Annotated in this window: 11 protein-coding genes; all 11 read right to left on the bottom strand. The window is 66.5% G+C overall.

Features of this window, described 5'->3' with window-relative positions:
- Positions 1-2: 2 nt before the first annotated feature.
- Positions 3-1,343, bottom strand: a complete 1,341-nt coding sequence (locus ACUH78_RS09060; protein ID WP_418364338.1) for a Na(+)-translocating NADH-quinone reductase subunit A — start codon at positions 1,341-1,343, stop codon at positions 3-5.
- A 241-nt stretch (positions 1,344-1,584) separates the two neighbouring features.
- Complete coding sequence (locus ACUH78_RS09055) at positions 1,585-2,784, bottom strand: acetyl-CoA C-acyltransferase (RefSeq protein ID WP_418364339.1); 1,200 nt, start codon at positions 2,782-2,784, stop codon at positions 1,585-1,587.
- A gap of 38 nt (positions 2,785-2,822) precedes the next feature.
- On the bottom strand, positions 2,823-5,204 hold the full coding sequence (locus ACUH78_RS09050; protein WP_445333280.1) for a 3-hydroxyacyl-CoA dehydrogenase/enoyl-CoA hydratase family protein: 2,382 nt from the start codon (positions 5,202-5,204) through the stop codon (positions 2,823-2,825).
- Between the two features lie 66 nt (positions 5,205-5,270).
- On the bottom strand, positions 5,271-6,914 hold the full coding sequence (locus ACUH78_RS09045; RefSeq protein WP_445333279.1) for a fatty acid--CoA ligase: 1,644 nt from the start codon (positions 6,912-6,914) through the stop codon (positions 5,271-5,273).
- 55 nt (positions 6,915-6,969) lie between these two features.
- Positions 6,970-7,380, bottom strand: coding sequence for an acyl-CoA thioesterase (locus ACUH78_RS09040; RefSeq protein WP_418364342.1), 411 nt, complete (start codon positions 7,378-7,380; stop codon positions 6,970-6,972).
- A 108-nt stretch (positions 7,381-7,488) separates the two neighbouring features.
- Entirely contained in the window at positions 7,489-9,480 is a 1,992-nt protein-coding gene (locus ACUH78_RS09035; RefSeq protein ID WP_445333278.1) for a 3-hydroxyacyl-CoA dehydrogenase NAD-binding domain-containing protein, read from the bottom strand.
- On the bottom strand, positions 9,480-10,760 hold the full coding sequence (locus ACUH78_RS09030) for an acetyl-CoA C-acetyltransferase (RefSeq protein WP_418364344.1): 1,281 nt from the start codon (positions 10,758-10,760) through the stop codon (positions 9,480-9,482). Before ACUH78_RS09030 ends, ACUH78_RS09035 begins: the two co-directional genes overlap by 1 nt.
- Positions 10,757-13,243, bottom strand: coding sequence for an acyl-CoA dehydrogenase (locus ACUH78_RS09025; RefSeq protein WP_445333277.1), 2,487 nt, complete (start codon positions 13,241-13,243; stop codon positions 10,757-10,759). Before ACUH78_RS09025 ends, ACUH78_RS09030 begins: the two co-directional genes overlap by 4 nt.
- Before the next feature lie 21 nt (positions 13,244-13,264).
- On the bottom strand, positions 13,265-13,966 hold the full coding sequence (locus tag ACUH78_RS09020) for a TetR/AcrR family transcriptional regulator (RefSeq protein WP_418364346.1): 702 nt from the start codon (positions 13,964-13,966) through the stop codon (positions 13,265-13,267).
- Between the two features lie 136 nt (positions 13,967-14,102).
- A complete protein-coding gene (locus ACUH78_RS09015; RefSeq protein ID WP_445333276.1) occupies positions 14,103-16,439 on the bottom strand; it encodes an efflux RND transporter permease subunit in 2,337 nt (778 codons plus the stop codon).
- Positions 16,439-17,413 carry a WD40/YVTN/BNR-like repeat-containing protein gene (locus ACUH78_RS09010; protein ID WP_445333275.1) on the bottom strand — a complete coding sequence of 325 codons (975 nt, stop codon included), beginning with the start codon at positions 17,411-17,413 and terminating at the stop codon, positions 16,439-16,441. The genes ACUH78_RS09015 and ACUH78_RS09010 overlap by 1 nt, the downstream gene beginning before the upstream one ends.
- Positions 17,414-17,422: the final 9 nt, after the last annotated feature.

The following is a 17,422-nucleotide window of genomic DNA, read 5'->3' as shown; positions in this document are numbered from 1 at the left end:
GCTCAACCCTCCTTCTCGATGCGCGTGAGATTGTCACGCAGGATGGGACCGTACTCGTACTTGCCGGCGCACACGTAGGTGCACAGCGCGAGATCTTCCTCGTCCAGTTCCAGACAGCCGAGCTTCTGGGCGGTTTCGGTGTCGCCGACGATCAGCGCGCGCAGCAACTGCGTAGGCAGCATGTCGAGCGGCATCACCTCTTCGTAGTTCCCGATCGGCACCATCGCACGCGGACTGCCGTTGGTGCTGGTGGTGAAGTTGAACAGCTTGCCGGGAGAAAGCCTGGAGATGTAGAGCGGGAGCACCGAGTGCTTCTCGGCCCCTGCACGCAGGTAATGCAGCATCTCGCGCTCGGTACCCTCTTGAAGGCAGGACACCTGCAGGTGATAACGTCCCAGGTAGGCACAGGCACCACGGGAAGTGCGCCCTCCGAACACAGAACCCGAGATCACGCGCACCTTGCAGCCAGTCTTGAGTTCTCCTGCGGTGAGTTCGTCCAGACTAGCGCCCAGACGCGCCCGCAGCAGGCGGGGTTTTTCAACCATGGGACCGGCAATCGCCACGACGCGCTCGGTCCACAACCGCCCGGTGGCGAACAGCTTGCCGATCGCGATCACGTCCTGGTAGTTGAGCGACCACACCGATTTCTCGGCGTGCACCGGATCGAGGAAATGAATGTGTGTCCCCGCAAGGCCCGCCGGATGCGGCCCGGCGAAGGTTTCGGTACGCACGTTTGAGAGGCCGGCACACGGCATCTGCGTGCCCTCGGCGTGGCAGACCATGACCGGTGCGATGCGCGCAAGCACGCGAGCACCGCGCGCGAAATCGTCCTTATGCTCTCCAATAACCACCGTCGGGTCGGCCGCAAGCGGATGGGTGTCCATCGCGGTGACGAAGATCGACTTCGGCTGCGCATCGATCGCGGGCACCTTGCTGAACGGCCGCGTACGCAGCGCAGTCCACAGACCCGACTCGATCAGGCCCTCGCGCACCTTCTGCGGGTCGAGCCCGTCGATCTCGCTATCGCCGTAGCGCGCGAACTCGACGGCCTCATCGCCTTCGAGATCGATCACCACCGACTGCAGCACGCGCTGATCACCGCGATGGATGGCGCTGACCGTGCCGGCGCCCGGCGCAGTAAACACCACGCCCGGCGTCTTCTTGTCGGAAAAAAGGACCTGCCCGAGCTTCACCCGGTCGCCGACCTGCACTGCCATGGTCGGCTTCATGCCGTGGTAGTCGAAGCCGATGACGGCCACGCTGCGCACCGGACGTCCGTCCTCGATCCGCTGCGCGGGCGCGCCGGTGATGGGCAGGTCCAGGCCGCGTTTGATTCTTATCATGCGCTTTTCGCCCATAGACTCGTGGGAATGGACGAGGCCGCCCTGGATCTGCGCACCTGCCCCCTCGGCAAGCGGCTGAAGTGACGGCCTCGCGTCGATAAACGCACGAATTATAAAAGATTGTTACCCCGGGATCACGCCGAGAGCGTGTTGACGTTCACGTCATCCGTGTTATCCACACGCCAACCAGGGCCCGCCGCGAGCAACCAGCGGCGCTCACGGCGGAGAAGGACAGAAGCGATCAGCAGCGCTCGAAGACGCCTGCAGCCCCCATGCCCGTGCCGATGCACATGCTGATCATGCCGTGGCGCAGCCCCGGGTCGCGCTGCATCGCCGCCATCAGCGTCGCGGTGCGGATTGCCCCCGTAGCGCCCAACGGGTGGCCCAGCGCGATCGCCCCCCCGAGCGGGTTCACCTTCGCCGGGTCCATCTCAAGCTGACGCATCACCGCCAGCGCCTGGGCGGCAAAGGCCTCGTTGAGCTCGGTCCAGCCGATGTCCGCCATCGTCACTCCGGCGCGCGCGAGCGCACGCGGGATCGCCTCCACCGGACCGATACCCATGACCTCGGGCGGCACGCCGGCGACGGCGAAGCTGGCGAAGCGTGCGATCGGCCGCACGTCGTAGCGCTTCACCGCGGCCTCGCTCATCAACAGAACCGCAGCAGCGCCGTCGGACATCTGCGAACTGTTGCCCGCCGTGACCGAGCCGCGCGCGGAAAACACCGGGCGCAGCTTGCCGAGCTTTTCCACCGCGGAGTCGGGGCGCGGCCCCTCGTCATGCTCGAGCACACGCTCACTGATGCGCACCGCGCCATCGCCGCCGGGCACATGCGACTGCACCGCGTAGGGCACGATCTCGCTCGCGAAGTGGCCCGCCGCAATCGCCGCGCAGGCGCGGCGGTGCGACTCGACCGCAAAGGCATCCTGGTCCTCGCGGCTCACCCCCCACTGCTGCGCGACCTTCTCGGCGGTCAGACCCATGCCATATGCGATCGCGACATTTTCAGCGTGCGCAAAGATCTCGGGGTTGAGGCTGACCTTGTTGCCCATCATCTGCGGCATCGCACTCATGCTCTCGGTGCCGGCGGCAATCATGACGTCCGCTTCGCCCAGGCGGATGCGGTTGGCGGCATCGGCCACCGACTGCAGGCCCGAGGCGCAGAAGCGGTTGATGGTCAGGCCGGGCACGCTGTCGGGAAGGCCCGCCAGCAGCAAGCCGATGCGCGACACGTTCATGCCCTGCTCAGCCTCCGGCATCGCACAACCGGTGATGACGTCGCCGATCTCGTTGGCGTCGAGGTTGGGCACCTTGGCCACCACCGCGCGCAACACCTTCGCCAGCATGTCGTCGGGGCGCACGTAACGGAAAGCCCCATTGCGCTTGGCAACCGGCGTGCGCACCGCGGCGACGATGTATGCGTCCTGAATCTGTTTGCTCATGCTTGTTTCCTCAATCCGTTGCCGTCAGACGGCGGCCATCAGTTGCGCAGGGGCTTGCCGGTTTCCAGCATGTGCGCAATGCGCTGCTGGGTCTTCTCGGTCTTGAGCAGTTCGACGAACTGCGCACGCTCGACATCCAGGATCCACTGCTCGCCAACGCGGCGATTGGTGTCCACCTCGCCGCCACACAGCGCGGTGGCCGCCGCCCTGGCGACGCGGTAGTCGTGCGCCGAGATGAAGCCGCCCTCGGCCATGTTCACCAGCATCATTTCGCAGGTGGCAATGCCATTGCGTCCCGCCACGGTGATCTGCGGGTCGGGCAAGGCCGGCCGCCAGGCCGACTCGGCCATTGCGCGTGCCCTGCGGATCGCTGCGAACAGGATCTCGTGCGCGTTGAACAGCACGTCGTCCGAGGCGCGGCCGAAGCCGAGGCGCACCGCATCCTGCGCGCTCTTGGCCACGGTGGCCATGGCAATGGTCTGGAACGCGTTCTGGATGAAGGGGAACACGTCGCCGCCCGCCGCGCGCTGCGCCATGGCGTGCGCCTGCAGAGCAAACTCCTTGCAGCCACCGCCGGCCGGGATCAGGCCCACGCCAGCCTCCACCAGGCCGACGTAGCTCTCCAGCGCAAAGACCCGGTGCGCGGCGTGCATGACGAACTCGCAGCCGCCCCCCAGCGCCATGCCCTGCACTGCAGCTACCACCGGCACCTGTGCATGCTTGATCGCCATCGAGGTGCGCTGGAACTTGGCCACCATGTTCTCGAGCAGATCGAACTGCCCGGCACGGCAGGCCTCACCCACCTGCTGCAGGTTGGCGCCCACCGCAAAGGGTGCGGGCTGCCAGATCACCAGCCCGTCGAGTTCGCGCTCGGCACGCGCGATCGCCTCAAGCAGGCCATCCATGACCTCGTCGCCGATCGCGTGCATCTTGGAGGTGATCGACACGATGCCGATGCGCGCATCCTGGTCGGCACGGCGCCACAGGCGCACGCCGGCGTTCTCCCACAGCGTCTCGCCACGATCGTCCGGCGCCTCGCCAAGCACGCGGTCGGGATAGAGCTGGCGCTGATACACCGGCAGCTTGGCACGCGCCTTCAGCGCGTTCTCCGCCGCACTGTAGGCGCCGGCCGGCGCATGCACGCCCTCGCGCTCGAACACCCAGGCCGGCAGCGGAACGTCGGCCATGGCGCGACCGTGCGCGATATCGTCGCGAACCATCTCCGCCACCGCCTTCCAGCCGGCGGCCTGCCAGGTTTCGAAAGGTCCCTGCGCCCAGCCGAAACCCCACCGCATCGCCAGATCCACATCGCGCGCGTTGTCGGCGATGTCGCCCAGGTGCACCGCGCAGTAATGGAACACATCGCGGAAAATCGACCACAGGAACTGCGCCTGAGGGTGCGGATGCGCTGCGAGCTGGGCGAATTTTTCCGCCGGGTTCTTCAGTTTCAGGATCGCGTCGACCTCGGGGAAGACCTCACCGCCACTTTCTCGGTAGTCCTGCAGCTTCAGGTCGAGCACCTGGATCTGCTTGCCCTGCTTGCGGTAGATGCCGCACTTGGTCTTCTGCCCGAGCGCACCCTTGGCGATCAGGGCCTGCAGCCATTCAGGCGTGCTGAAGTGCGCATGCCAGGGGTCGTTGGGCAGGGTCGCCTGCATGGTGCCGACCACGTGCGCCAGCGTATCCAGGCCCACCACGTCGCCAGTACGGAAGGTCGCGCTCTTGGGGCGGCCGATGCGCGGGCCGGTGAGCAGGTCGACTTCATCGAAGGCCAGCCCGAGGCGGGCGGTATGGTGCAGCACGGCGAGGATGGAGAACACGCCGACGCGGTTGGCGACGAAGTTGGGCGTGTCCTTGGCGCGAACGATGCTCTTGCCCAGACGCGTGGTCAGCCAGGTTTCCAGGCCGTCGAGCAGCGCGGGGTCGGTGGCCGCGGTGGGGATCAGCTCCACCAGCGGCATGTAGCGCGGCGGGTTGAAGAAGTGGACGCCGCAGAACTGACTGCGGCGATCAACCGGCATCCCGGCAGCAAGCGCCTCGATCGACAGGCCGGAGGTGTTGGAGGCAAAGATTGCCCCCGCCTTGAGGTGCGGCGCCACCTTGGCGTAGAGATCGAGCTTCCACTCCACCTTCTCCGCAATCGCCTCGATGACGAGGTCGCACTCGCCCAGGCGTGCGAGATCGCTGCCGTAGTTGGCGGGCTCGATGTACTGCGCCCGATCCTTGGCGGCGAACGGCGCCGGATCGAGCTTCTTCATGCCGGCGACGGCCTTGTCGACGATGCCGTTGGCCGGGCCTTCCTTGGCCGGCAGGTCGAACAGGACCACCGGCACGTCGGCATTGGCGCAATGGGCCGCAATCTGCGCCCCCATGACGCCGGCGCCGAGCACGGCAACCTTGCGAATGATCAATCTGCTCACATGCACCTCCTGATGAGAGAGTCTCGGTTCAAGCCCGCGCGCACGCGGCGCGGGCGCGTTCGTGCTTCAGGCGAAGCGGGCGCGCAGGGCGCGCTTGTTGATCTTGCCGACACTCGTGCGATCCAGCGCATCGACAAACACCACCTTGTCGGGCACTGCATAGCGCGACACATGGCCTTCCTGCGCGGCACGCTCGACATGGGCGCGCACCGTGTCGGCATCCAGCGTGTCCTCGCTGCCGGGCTTTCGGACCACCAGCGCGGCGGGACGCTCGCCCCATTTTTCGTCCGGCACCCCGATCACCGCCACTTCGGCGACCCCCGCGCAGCGCCCGATGAGATCCTCCAGCTCGAGCGAAGACACCCACTCGCCGCCCGTCTTGATCACGTCCTTGATGCGGTCGGTGACCTGCAGGTAGCCGGCCGGGTCGATGTGGCCGATGTCCTGGGTGTGCAGCCAGCCGCCTTCCCATAGATGCGCCGACGCCTCCGGGTTGTGCAGATAGCCTTGCGTCAGCCAGGGCGCACGCACCACCACCTCGCCCACACTGCGGCCATCGCGGGCCACGTCGGCGAGACTCGCGTCGACGGTGCGCAAATCGACCAGCGGGATCGGACGCCCGGTCTTCACGCGCAGCTCGGCATGTGGCTGCGACGGGTCGGCGTCATGCGGCAGGTGCGCCAGGGTCAGGATCGGGCAGGTCTCCGACATGCCGTAGCCGGTGAAGGCATCGATACCACGCGCGAGCGCCTGCTCGGCCAGCCCCGTGGGCAGCGCCGAACCGCCGATGACCACCTTCCAGCCAGAGAGGTCCACGTCCTTGGAGCGCGGCGACATCAGCAGCATCATCAGGATCGTGGGCACGCAGTGCGAGAAGCTGACCTTCTCGCGCTCGATCAGGCTCAACAGCGTGTCGGGGTGATAGCGCCCCGGATAGACCTGCTTCACCCCCGCAAGCGTGGCGATGTAGGGCACGCCCCAGGCATGGACATGGAACATCGGGGTGATCGGCATGTACACGTCGCCGCGATGGAAACGCCCCTGCGCGGGCGACAGGCCCAGCGCCGCCGTGGTCGCCAGCGTGTGCAGCACCAGCTGGCGATGGCTGAAATACACGCCCTTGGGCAGCCCCGTGGTGCCCGTGGTGTAGAAGGTGGTGGCCCGGGTGTTCTCGTCGAAATCCGGAAAGTCGAACTCGCTGGACGCCTGCGCCAGCAGCACCTCGTACTCCCCCACGAACCCTTCGGGCAGCGCATCCTCGTCGACCGGCTCGTCGCTGATCAGCACGAGCTTGCGCACGCTCTCCAGTTCGGTACGGAATTGCTTCAGCAGCGGGAGGAATTCGGCATTGACCATCAGCACGCTCGCACCGGCGTGATTCAGCGTATAGGCGATCTGGTCCGGCGACAGGCGCACGTTCACGGTCTGCAGTACGGCGCCGTACATGGGTACGGCGAAGAAGCACTCCAGATAGCGGTGGCTGTCCCAGTCCATCACCGCCACCGTGTCGCCGCGCTGCACCTCGAGGCTGGCGAGTGCATTGGCGAGGCGGTCGATGCGTTCGAACAGGTCCGCGTAGCGCATGCGCACCTTGTCCGCGTAAACGATCTCCTGGTCCGCGGCGGTGGCACGCGGCGTGTGCAGGAGTTGCTTGATCAGCAGTGGATAGCCATACGCCGAGGGCGTCGATTCGATCAGGTGTTCATGCATGGACAGCAAACCTCCGGTTGTACAGTGCGGCATTCGTGCGGCGCTTGTGCCGCATTCACTCGGCCGGAATCGGCCGCTTGCGCCCGCGATCATCGAGCGCCACGTAGGTGAGGCGCGCGTCCGTCACCTTCACCACCACCGGGTTCTCCGGGTCACGCTCGGCGAAGACCTCCACATCGACCGTCACCGAACTGCAACCCACCGACACCACCTCCGCATAGAAACTCACCAGGTCGCCCACCGACACCGGCTGCTTGAATACGAACGAATTCACCGCCACGGTCGCGACGCGACTCTTGGCCCGCCTGTGCGCGGGGATCGCCCCCGCGATATCGACCATCGACATGATCCAGCCACCGAACACGTCACCCGCCGGGTTGAGGTCGGCGGGCATCGGCATCACGCGCAGGGCGGGTTGTTTGTGCTCCGGAAGCGAGGTAAAGACGGGGGCTGCATGCGGGGGCATCACGAACTCCTTGCGCCAGGCACCAACTTAGAAGAGGAAAAGACCGGGGCTGGCCGGGATGCAAGCCACCCGCAGCCACCTGTGCCGCAGGGCGACACGTAGCAGGCCCTAGCTCCTGTTCGCAACATAGTGCATCGGCCCGCCGGTGTGAGGTGCGAAGCCCGCACCGAAGATCACGCCTGCGTCGGCCAGGTCGGCATCGGCGACCACCCCCTGCGCCACGCAGCGCTGCGTGGCGTCGAGCAAGGGGGCGATCACGCGTCCGGCCAGTCCGTAGGGAATCGGCTCGGGCGCAGGTTTGCGGCGCTTGCCGCCCTTTTGCTGCGCCTCGCCCTTGATCGCCTTGCCATCTTCCCAACGATAGTAGCCTTCCCCGCTCTTGCGGCCGAGCTTGCCTTCGCCGACCAGCTTCATCAGCCGCCTCGGCGGCTCGGCCCCCTCACCCGCAAGCGCCTTGCCCGCCGCGACGGCAATATCCAGCCCCACGGTATCGACCAGCTCGACCGGCCCCATCGGCATGCCGAAGGCAAGCAATGCGGCATCGACGGTCTCGGGCGCAACGCCTTCCTCCACGCAGCGCAGAGCCTCGAGCATGTAGGGGCCGAGCACCGCATTGACGAGGAAGCCCGGCGCACTCTTCACCGGCAGCGGAAGCTTGTCGATCCGGCGCACGAAGCCGGTGGCGCGGCGCAGGACCTCGGCGTCGGTGGTCTCGCCCTGCACCACCTCGACCAGCGGCAGCATCGGCACCGGATTGAAGAAGTGGATGCCCACCAGCCGCGCGGGGTCCTTCAGCACGGTGGCGATGTCCTCCAGGCGCAGGCTGGAGGTGTTGGTGGCCAGCACCGCATCGGGCTTCGCGCGCGCTTCCAGGTCCGCGAACAGGCTACGCTTGGCGTCCAGGTTCTCGAAGATGGCTTCGATGATCACGTCCGCGCGCGCCACACCCGTGCCCCTGGGGTCGGGGATGAGCCGGTCGAGCGTGAACCGAACCTGCTTCTGATCGCCCTTGTGGCGGCGCTCGAACAACTTTGCGGCGCGCGCGATCGCCGGTGCGATGCGCTCGACGGACTGGTCCTGCAGCGTCACCGTCATGCCGCGCAGCGCACACACCGCGGCGATGTCGCCGCCCATGACGCCCGCACCCACCACATGAACGTGGCGCGGCGCGAAGTCGCTATCCTTGCCGAAGGCCTTGAGCCGCTCCTGCAGGAAGAAGACGCGTACCAGGTTGCGCGCGGTCGGCGATGTGAAGATCGTGTCGAGCGAGGACGGGTCCTGCGCCGGAACGTCGAGCGCGTTGCCGCGGTAGCGCTCCCAGATGTCGATGATCGCGAACGGTGCCGGGTAGTTTTCGCGGCTCACCTTGCTTGCAGCCTGGGCGCGCGCCTTGTCGGCGACCTTTGCCCGCGCCGGGCCGTTCATCGCCCAGCGCAGCGCGCGCTCCTTGAGCGGCAGCTTGCGTGCCGGCGCACCGGACAGGGCCATGATGCGCGCGGCCGATTCCATCACCCGCGGCGGCACGCAGTCGTCGGCGATGCCGAGGCGCTTCGCCTTCTTTGCGTCCACCGCCTTACCCGTCAGCATCATGTCCAGCGCCGCAGCCGGGCCGATCCGGTCGGGCAGGCGCAACATGCCGCCCCACCCCGGCACGATGCCGAGCATGACCTCGGGCAGCGCGAGCTTGGTGCCGGGATCGTCCACCACGATGCGGTAACGGCAGGCGAGCGCCAACTCCAGCCCCCCGCCCATGCAGTGGCCGCGGATCAGGGCCAGCGTGGGGTACCCCACCGCAGCCAGCCGGTTGAACAGCAGCCAGCCACGCTCGACCAGCCTGCGCGCGGCCAGCACCGAGTCCAACCGCGAAAACTCCTCGATATCGGCGCCGGCGATGAAGCCGGCGGGCTTGGCCGAGGCAATCACCAGCGCCTTCGGCGGCGCAGCGTCCAGCGCGTCGAGCACGCTGGCGAACTCGCTCATCACCTCGGACGACAGCACGTTCGCGCTCGCGTCCGCCTTGTCCAGATCCAGCCAGGCCAAACCGGATTCCTCCCGACGCAGGCGCCAGTGCTTCCAGTCATGTTGCATGTTCGTGCTCATCAGACGGTCTCCACCAGCATCGCGCCACCCTGCCCACCACCGATGCAGATCGACGCGAGCCCACGCCCGCCGCCCTTGCGGCGTAGCACATGCAGCAGATGGAGCACGATGCGAGCTCCGCTCGCGCCGACCGGATGGCCGAGCGCGACCGCGCCACCATCCACGTTGAGCCGCTCCGCAGCCGGTGCGCCAGGGGCGTCGGTGCCGAAATGGGTGCGGCAGTATTCGTCGTCGCCGAAGGCACGCAGGCAGGCGATCACCTGCGCTGCGAAGGCCTCGTTGAGCTCCCACGCATCCAGGTCGTTCGGCGCCAGGCCGTGGCGCTGCAGGATCGGCATCGTGGCGTGCACCGGCCCCAGACCCATCTGATCGGGCGCGAGGCCTGCCCACTGGCTGTCGACGATGCGCCCGAGCGGCTGCAGGCCGTGGCGCTCGACCGCCTCTTCCGAGGCCAGCACCAGCCAGGCGGCGCCATCGGTGATCTGCGAGCTGTTGCCGGGGGTGACACGGCCGTACTTCCTGTCGAAGAACGGCTTGAGCTTGGCGAGATTGGCCATGGACGAGTCGTGCCGCACGCCGTCGTCGGCCGCGTAGACCTTGCTGTCGCGATCGACCAGCGGAACGATCTCGTCGGCGTAGTGCCCAGCGTCCTGCCCGGCACATACGCGGCGGTGGCTCTCGACCGCGAAGGCGTCCATGTCCTCACGGCTGATGCCGAACTTCCACGCCAGATTTTCGGCAGTCTGGCCCATCAGTTGCCCGACGATCGGGTCGGTCAGCCCCTTCATGATGCCGATCACCGGACTCAGGTGGCCGAAGCGGAAGCGCCGGAGCATCTCGAAGCGCTGTCCTGCGTCCCTGGCCGCGTACCAGCCCGCCAGCCAGCGCACCATCTTGTCCGAGAACAGCAGCGGCGCGTGCGACAGCGCATCCACACCGCCGGCGAGCACGAGCTGGCTGCGACCGCACTGGATGTTGGCAATCGCGGAGTCGATGGCCTGCATGCCGGAGGCACAGTTGCGCATCACCGTCCAGCCGGGCACCGCGTTGCCGCAGCCCATGCGCAGCGCCACCACACGGCCGATGTTGACCTCGTCGACCGAAGGGCTGGCACAGCCCAGGATCACCTCGTCGAGTTCATCGGGAGCGAAGGGCTGGCGCACCAGCAGTGCACTGCCCGCGGCGGTGGCCATGTCCGCCCCGGTGAAGGGACCCGGCGCATTGCGTGCCTTGAGGAAAGGCGTGCGCGCACCGTCGACAATGTAGACCGGACGCGTCATGCCGCCCCCTCGCGCGCCGGCGAGTGCGACGGCACCTTGCGCATCGCAGCCTTGAGTCCGAAGTCGTACTTGAAGTCGTCTACCCGGATGACCTTGTCGCGCAACATGTTCCGGCGCTCGATGATCGCGTACTCGCGCTCGTCGATCACCCCCGCATGCAGGGCAATGCGCCAGATCTCATCCACGTCCCCGGAGGCGAGGATCCTGGGATCGAAGCGCCCCTCACGGCGCGCCTCCTTGAGCTTGGCCTCGATCCGCTCCGCGTCGATGGTCGCGACCAGCGCTGCCTCGAGCGCACCGACGGGCTCCTCGACATCGGTGGGCAGATGCACATCGGACGTCAGGCGGTCGCGGGTTGGCGAGGGTTCGAGCAGCAGCGCCGCGACCTGATGCCCGAGCTTGTCGGAAGGCACGACATACGGGCGGCCGAGCGGGAACACCACCACGCGGTGCAGCAGGAAGGCGAAGAATCGGTTCGGGAAGTTCGCGATCACGCCCTCGAAGGCCTGCTGGATACGGAACATGCAGTCCCAGATCGCCCAGTGCATCAGGGGCGCATCGGCCGCCTGGCGACCTTCGGCCTCGTAGCGCCGCAGGGTTGCGCTGGCCAGGTACATCAGCGAAAGAATGTCACCCAGACGGGCGGAGAGCTTTTCCTTGCGCTTGAGCGCACCGCCCATCGTGCCCATGGAGATGTCGGCGATGAAGGCGAACGCAGCCGAGAAGCGCGTGAGTTGCTGGTAGTAACGCCGGGTTTCCGGCGCCACCGTGTCCGGCACGCCGACGAAGTGCGAACCGGTCAGCCCCATCACCAGCGCCCGCGCCGCATTGGACACGGTGAAACCGACGTGCCCCCAAAGCGCCTTGTCGAATGCCTTCAGGTCGCCGCGCTGCGCCGCGTGCATTTCCTTGAGCACGTAGGGATGGCAACGGATCGCACCCTGGCCGAAAAGGATCAGGCTGCGGGTGAGGATGTTGGCACCCTCCACGGTGATGCCCACCGGAATCTGCTGGTAGGCACGCCCGAGGAAGTTCTGCGGCCCCAGGCAGATGCCCTTTCCGCCGATCACATCCATGCCGTCGTTCACCGTCTGGCGAGCGCGCTCGGTAACGTGATATTTCACGATCGCCGACACCACCGAAGGCTTCTCGCCCAGATCGATTGCGCCCGCGGTCATCACCCGCGCCGCATCGCACAGATAGGTGTTGGCGCCGATGCGGGTAAGCGCCTCTTCCACGCCCTCGAAGCGACCGATCGCGGTCTTGAACTGGTAGCGCACGCGAGCATAGGCGCCCACCGCACGCGCAGTCATCTTCTGCATGCCGGTATTGGAGCCCGGCAGCGAGATGCTGCGGCCGGCCGCGAGGCACTCCATCAGCATGCGCCAGCCCTGGCCGGCCATCTTCGGCCCGCCGATGATGAACTCGAGCGGCACGAACACATCCTTGCCGCGCACCGGACCATTCATCCACACCGCATTGAGCGGGAAGTGGCGGTGCCCGATGTCCACTCCCGGATGGTCGTGCGGGATCAGTGCGCAGGTGATGCCGAGCACCTCCTCGCCCCCCAGCAGGCGATCGGGATCGTAGAGATGGAAGGCCAGGCCGAACACGGTGCATACCGGCGCCAGGGTGATGTAGCGCTTGTCGAAGCTGACGCGCATGCCGAGCACTTCCTCGCCGTTCCACATGCCCTTGCACACCACGCCGGCATCGGGGATGGAGGCCGCATCGGAGCCCGCCCACGGACTGGTGAGCGCAAACGCCGGAATCTCCTCACCGGTCGCCAGTCGCGGCAGATAGTGCTGCTTCTGCTCGGGCGTGCCGTAGTGCAACAGCAATTCCGCCGGTCCGAGCGAATTGGGCACCATCACCGTCACCGCCGGCGCCGAGGAGCGCGTGGACAGCTTGGTCACGACCTGGGAGTGGGCGAAGGCGGAGAAGCCCTTTCCGCCGTACTCCTTGGGGATGATCATGCCGAGGAAGCCCTTGTCCTTGATGTACTGCCAGACCTCGGCCGGCATGTCGCCCTTCTGCGTGCAGTCCCAGTCGTCGGTCAGGCGGCAGAGTTCATCGGTTTCGTTGTCGAGGAAGGACTGTTCCTCGGCGTTGAGCTTCGGCCAGGGATAGGACTGCAGCTTGTTCCAGTCGGGCTTGCCGGCGAACAGTTCGCCTTCCCACCACACGGTGCCGGCCTCGAGCGCGTCCTTCTCGGTCTGCGACATCGTCGGCAGCACCGCGCGGAAGGCCTTGAAGATCGGACCGGTGATCCGCTTCAGGCGCATGCCTTCATTCATCATCGCTCCGAGCGCGCCGCCATAGGCCAGAAGCGCGAGGACAGTCCAGCCAAACCCCCAGCCTGCAGCCCAGCCCACGGCAGCAAGCCACGCCAACCCAAGCCCGAGCCAGGCAAAAAGAGGCGCTCGCCCGTAGGCGAGCGCGCCTGCCAAGGGAGGGAGGGAAACCAGTAGCAACCAGATCATCTTTCGTGTTCTCCTGATCGGTCAGCGCACATCGCCCGGCTCGGCCGTGCCGGAGTGTGCAAAATCGGGCAGGGGCGCCCGGAGGCCGCCCAGCAGGAAGGACATCAATCGCGGAATCAGCCGCGCGGGGTCTTCGTCGTCGAACTTGCCGGCGAAAAGTTGCAGTGCGTCAGTGCCGGCGATCGCGTAGGAGGTCGCACCCATCATGAAGTGGAAGCGCCAGAGGATCTCCTCGCGTGGCACGCCCGGCAGGGACTCGTAAAGCGCAGCGAGAAAGCGCTCCAGCGTGTCCGCATATTCGGCCGCGAGAAACTTGCGCACGAAGGCGTTCGGCTCGGTGTAGGTCCGACCGAGCAGCTGCATGAAGATCCGCCCCCCGTGTGCGAGATCAGTCGCCATCTGCAGCGATGGCTCGAAAAACGCCTCCAGCACCTGCGAGGGCTTGACGCGGACACCTGCGCGCACCGCATCCGCCTCCACCTGATCCAGCGCAGCCAGGCGACGCTGGTTGAGTTCCCCCAGACGGCGCCGGAACACCTCCTGGATCAGGTTTTCCTTCGAGCCGAAGTGATAGTTCACGGCAGCCAGATTCACCCCCGCGAGCGCGGTGATCATTCGCATGGAGGTCGCCTCCAGCCCATGCTCGACAAACAGGGCCTCGGCTGCATCCAGGATGCGGCCGCGCGTCTCGGGTCCATGTCTGCCGGTTGTTGTGCTCACCATCGGTCTCCTGAATGAGTCAAGCTCATTCAAACGTTCGTTTGAATTCTAAGGAAAGCCCGAAGGCTGTCAAGATTTTTTATGCGCGGATTTGTCTCTCTTTGCGCGAACCTCGCCGCCGGACGCAAGACCCGCACGCTCAGCCCTTCTTTCCGGCCGCCGGGCGGTCGCCGAGCAGCAATGCCGCCAGCGAGGGCAGCAGCAGCAGCGCGCCAAGCATGTTGATCACGAACATCAGCGCCATGACCAGACCCATGTCGGCCTGGAACTTGAGCGCCGAGAAGATCCACGTGCCCACCCCCACCGCCATGGTCGTGGCGGTAAACATCACCGCCGTGCCGCGCTGGCTCAGCGCGGCGTAAAAGGCGTCGGGCAGCGAATCACCATGCTCGAAGCGGTGCGACATGCGCTCGTAGAAATAGATGCCGTAGTCGACCCCGATCCCCACGGCGATCGCCACCACCGGCAGCGTAGACACCTTGAGCCCGATGCCGAGCAGAGCCATCAGCGCATTGCAGAACACCGCCGCGATCATCAGCGGCAGGATGATGCACAACGTGGCACGCCAGGAGCGGAACTCGAGGAAGAACAGCAGGCTGATCGCCCCGAACACCAGCACCAGGATCTCGAACGAGGCAGCGTCGACGGCCTCGTTGGTCGCGGCCATGACCCCCACGTTGCCGGAGGCGAGCAGGAAGTCGATATGCTCGCCACGATTGGCTTCGCGGAAGGCCTTCACCTCGGCGACGATGTGGGCGATCGTCGGCCCTTCGTGGTCGCGCGTGAAGATCAGCACCTGCATCGCGCTGCAGTCGGTATTGAGCAGGCCGGTGCTGGTATCGACCGGCGTCACCGACTGTGCGAGCACGGTCGGGTTGCGCGACAACGCCCGCCAGGCGGGGTTGCCTTCGTTCCATCCCGCATTGATCGTCTTTGCCACGCCCGGCAGGCCAACCACGCTCTGCACCCCATGGACGCCGCGCATGGTGGTTTCGAAGCGGTCGATGGTGTCCATGATTTCGAAGTTCGTGCATGCGCCATCCACGCCCTTCGTCTGCACGATCACGGACAGCACATCCACACCGATCGAGAACGACTCGACGATTGCGGCCGTATCCTGGTTGTAGCGTGAGTCCTCATGCAGTTCGGGGATGCCGTGACCGAGATCGCCGGTGCGCAGGTCACGCGACTTCCAGGTGGCTGCGCCCAGCAGCACCGCGGTGATCAGCACCACCACCGTGGCTCGCTTGGGCTCGGCCAGCGTACGCAGGCGCGCCCACAGCCAGTGGTCCTTCGCTTCGGCGGTCATGGTCCGCCGCATCGCCTCCGCATCGAGCCGCGTCCACGACAGCAGCACCGGCAGCAGCAGCATGTTGGTGACCAGGATGAGTGCCACACCGAGCCCGGCGGTAAGCGCCAGCTCGCGCACCATGTCGATTTCGATGCGCAGGATGACGAGGAAGCCGACCACGGTCGTGGTCAGCGCCATCGAGCCCGGGAGCACCAGACGGCGGAAGGCATTGTGCGCACCGGTCAGCGGCCCCACCCCCTGCATGATTTCCAGCCGCCAGGCGTGCGTCATCTGTACCGCATGGCTGACGCCGATGGCGAAGATCAGGAAAGGCACCAGAATGGACATCGGGTCGATGCCGAAGCCGATCAGCGGCAGCAGCCCCATCAGCCAGACGACCGGGACCATCGCGCATGCCAGCGTGAGCACTGCAAGCTTGACGGAACCCGAGTACAGGAACAGCAGCACCGCGGTAATGCCGAACGCAACCACGAAGAACATCAGCACGCCACGCGCGCCGTCGGTGATGTCACCCACCGCCTTGGCGAAGCCGATGATGTGCACATCCAGCCCCTCGCCCGCATAGCGCTCGCGCAGGTCCTCGAGCTGCTCCGCCACGGCAAGGTAATCCAGCCGGGCACCGGTGTTCGGGTCGATCTCGAGCAGCTCCGCGCTGATCATCGCCGCGCGGTGATCGTTGGACACCAGGCGGCCGACGCGACCGGACTTGAGCACGTTCTCACGCACGGTCTCGAGATCCGCCGCCGTGCCCTCGAAGTCCGCCGGGATGACGTTGCCACCGGCAAAACCGGCTTCGACCACCTCGATGAAACGTACGTTGGGCGTAAACAGCGAGGTCACGGTCGCCCGGTCCACGCCCGGGATGAAGAAGACCTCGTCGGTGGCAGATTTCAGCTTCTGCATGAAACCCGCGTTGTAGATGTCGCCCTCATGCTGACGCAGCGCGACCAGCACGCGGTTGGCACCACCGAAGGTGTTGCGGTAGGCCATGAAAGTCTTCATGTATTCGTGCTCGAGCGGGATCATCTTCTCGAAACCCGCGTCGACCTGCAGGCGGCTCGCCGACGCGCCGAGCAGCACGGTCAACAGCACGAAAACGCCCAGGAAGAACTTGCGCCGCTTGAACAGCAGCAGACCAAGGAACTCGACGAACTGCTTCAACATCAGGACTTCTCCCCGACCACCGCGGGCAAGGTCATGCGCACCACGCCCTCCTCACCCACCAGCAGAATCTCGCCATCCCCCACTTCTGCCACCGCCGCACGCACCAGCCGGTCCGGCCCCTGCAGACGGTCGAAGCTGTGCCCCTGATCCGCACTCACCAACACCACGCCGCTCTGGCCAACCAGTACCACCCTGCCGTCCCGAAGCACGCGCCCGCCGAAGAGAGAGGCATGCACGCCCGTATCGACCTCGGTCCAAGAGTCCCCAGCATCATCGGTGCGGAACACATGGCCCCGCATGCCGAACACCAGGGCACGCCCCTCGGCAAGCGAAAGCGCATTGAAGAAGGACCCCGCATAGGGGGACTCGAGCGCTGACCAGGTCTGCCCGCCGTCGTCCGAACGCAGCAGCGTGCCGGCCTCGCCGGCAATCAGGAAACGCTCGCCACCGAGCGGCAGCACCGCATTGAGGTGCAGCGCGTCCGCGTTCGCCTCGATCTCGCGCGGCGCCCAGGTTTCGCCGCCATCGGAGGTCGCGAGGAAACGCCCGTAGGCACCGACCGCAAAGCCCTGCCCGCCTTCGCCGAGCCACAGCCCGAACAGCGGCTCTTCGGCCTCGGGATCGGATTGCACCATGCGCCAGCTCTCGCCCCCGTCCTCGCTGCGCAGGACCACGGCGTCATGCCCGACCGCTACCGCCTGCCGGGCGTCGATGAAACGCACCGCCGCAAGCACTGCTGCGCCTGGGGTGCTGGCTGCACGCCAGCTCCCGCCACGATCGTCGGAGATGAAGATCTTCCCGCGTTCACCCACCGCGAGCAGCCGGCCTTCGGGGCTCTCGGCAGCATCGAGCATCTGCAGGTTCGAGATCCGGACCTGGGTGGGCGGCATGGGCGAGTCGCTTCGCCCGGAGAAAGCGTAGGCCGTCGCTGCCACCACGAAGGCGACGAAGAGGACGCCGATTGCTCGGTTCATGAGGAGGTG

The sequence above is a fragment of the Thauera sp. ZXT1-4 genome (assembly GCF_052598215.2).
The sequence above is the reverse complement of the archived record's forward strand: the minus strand, read 5'-3'. Positions and strand labels throughout refer to the sequence as shown.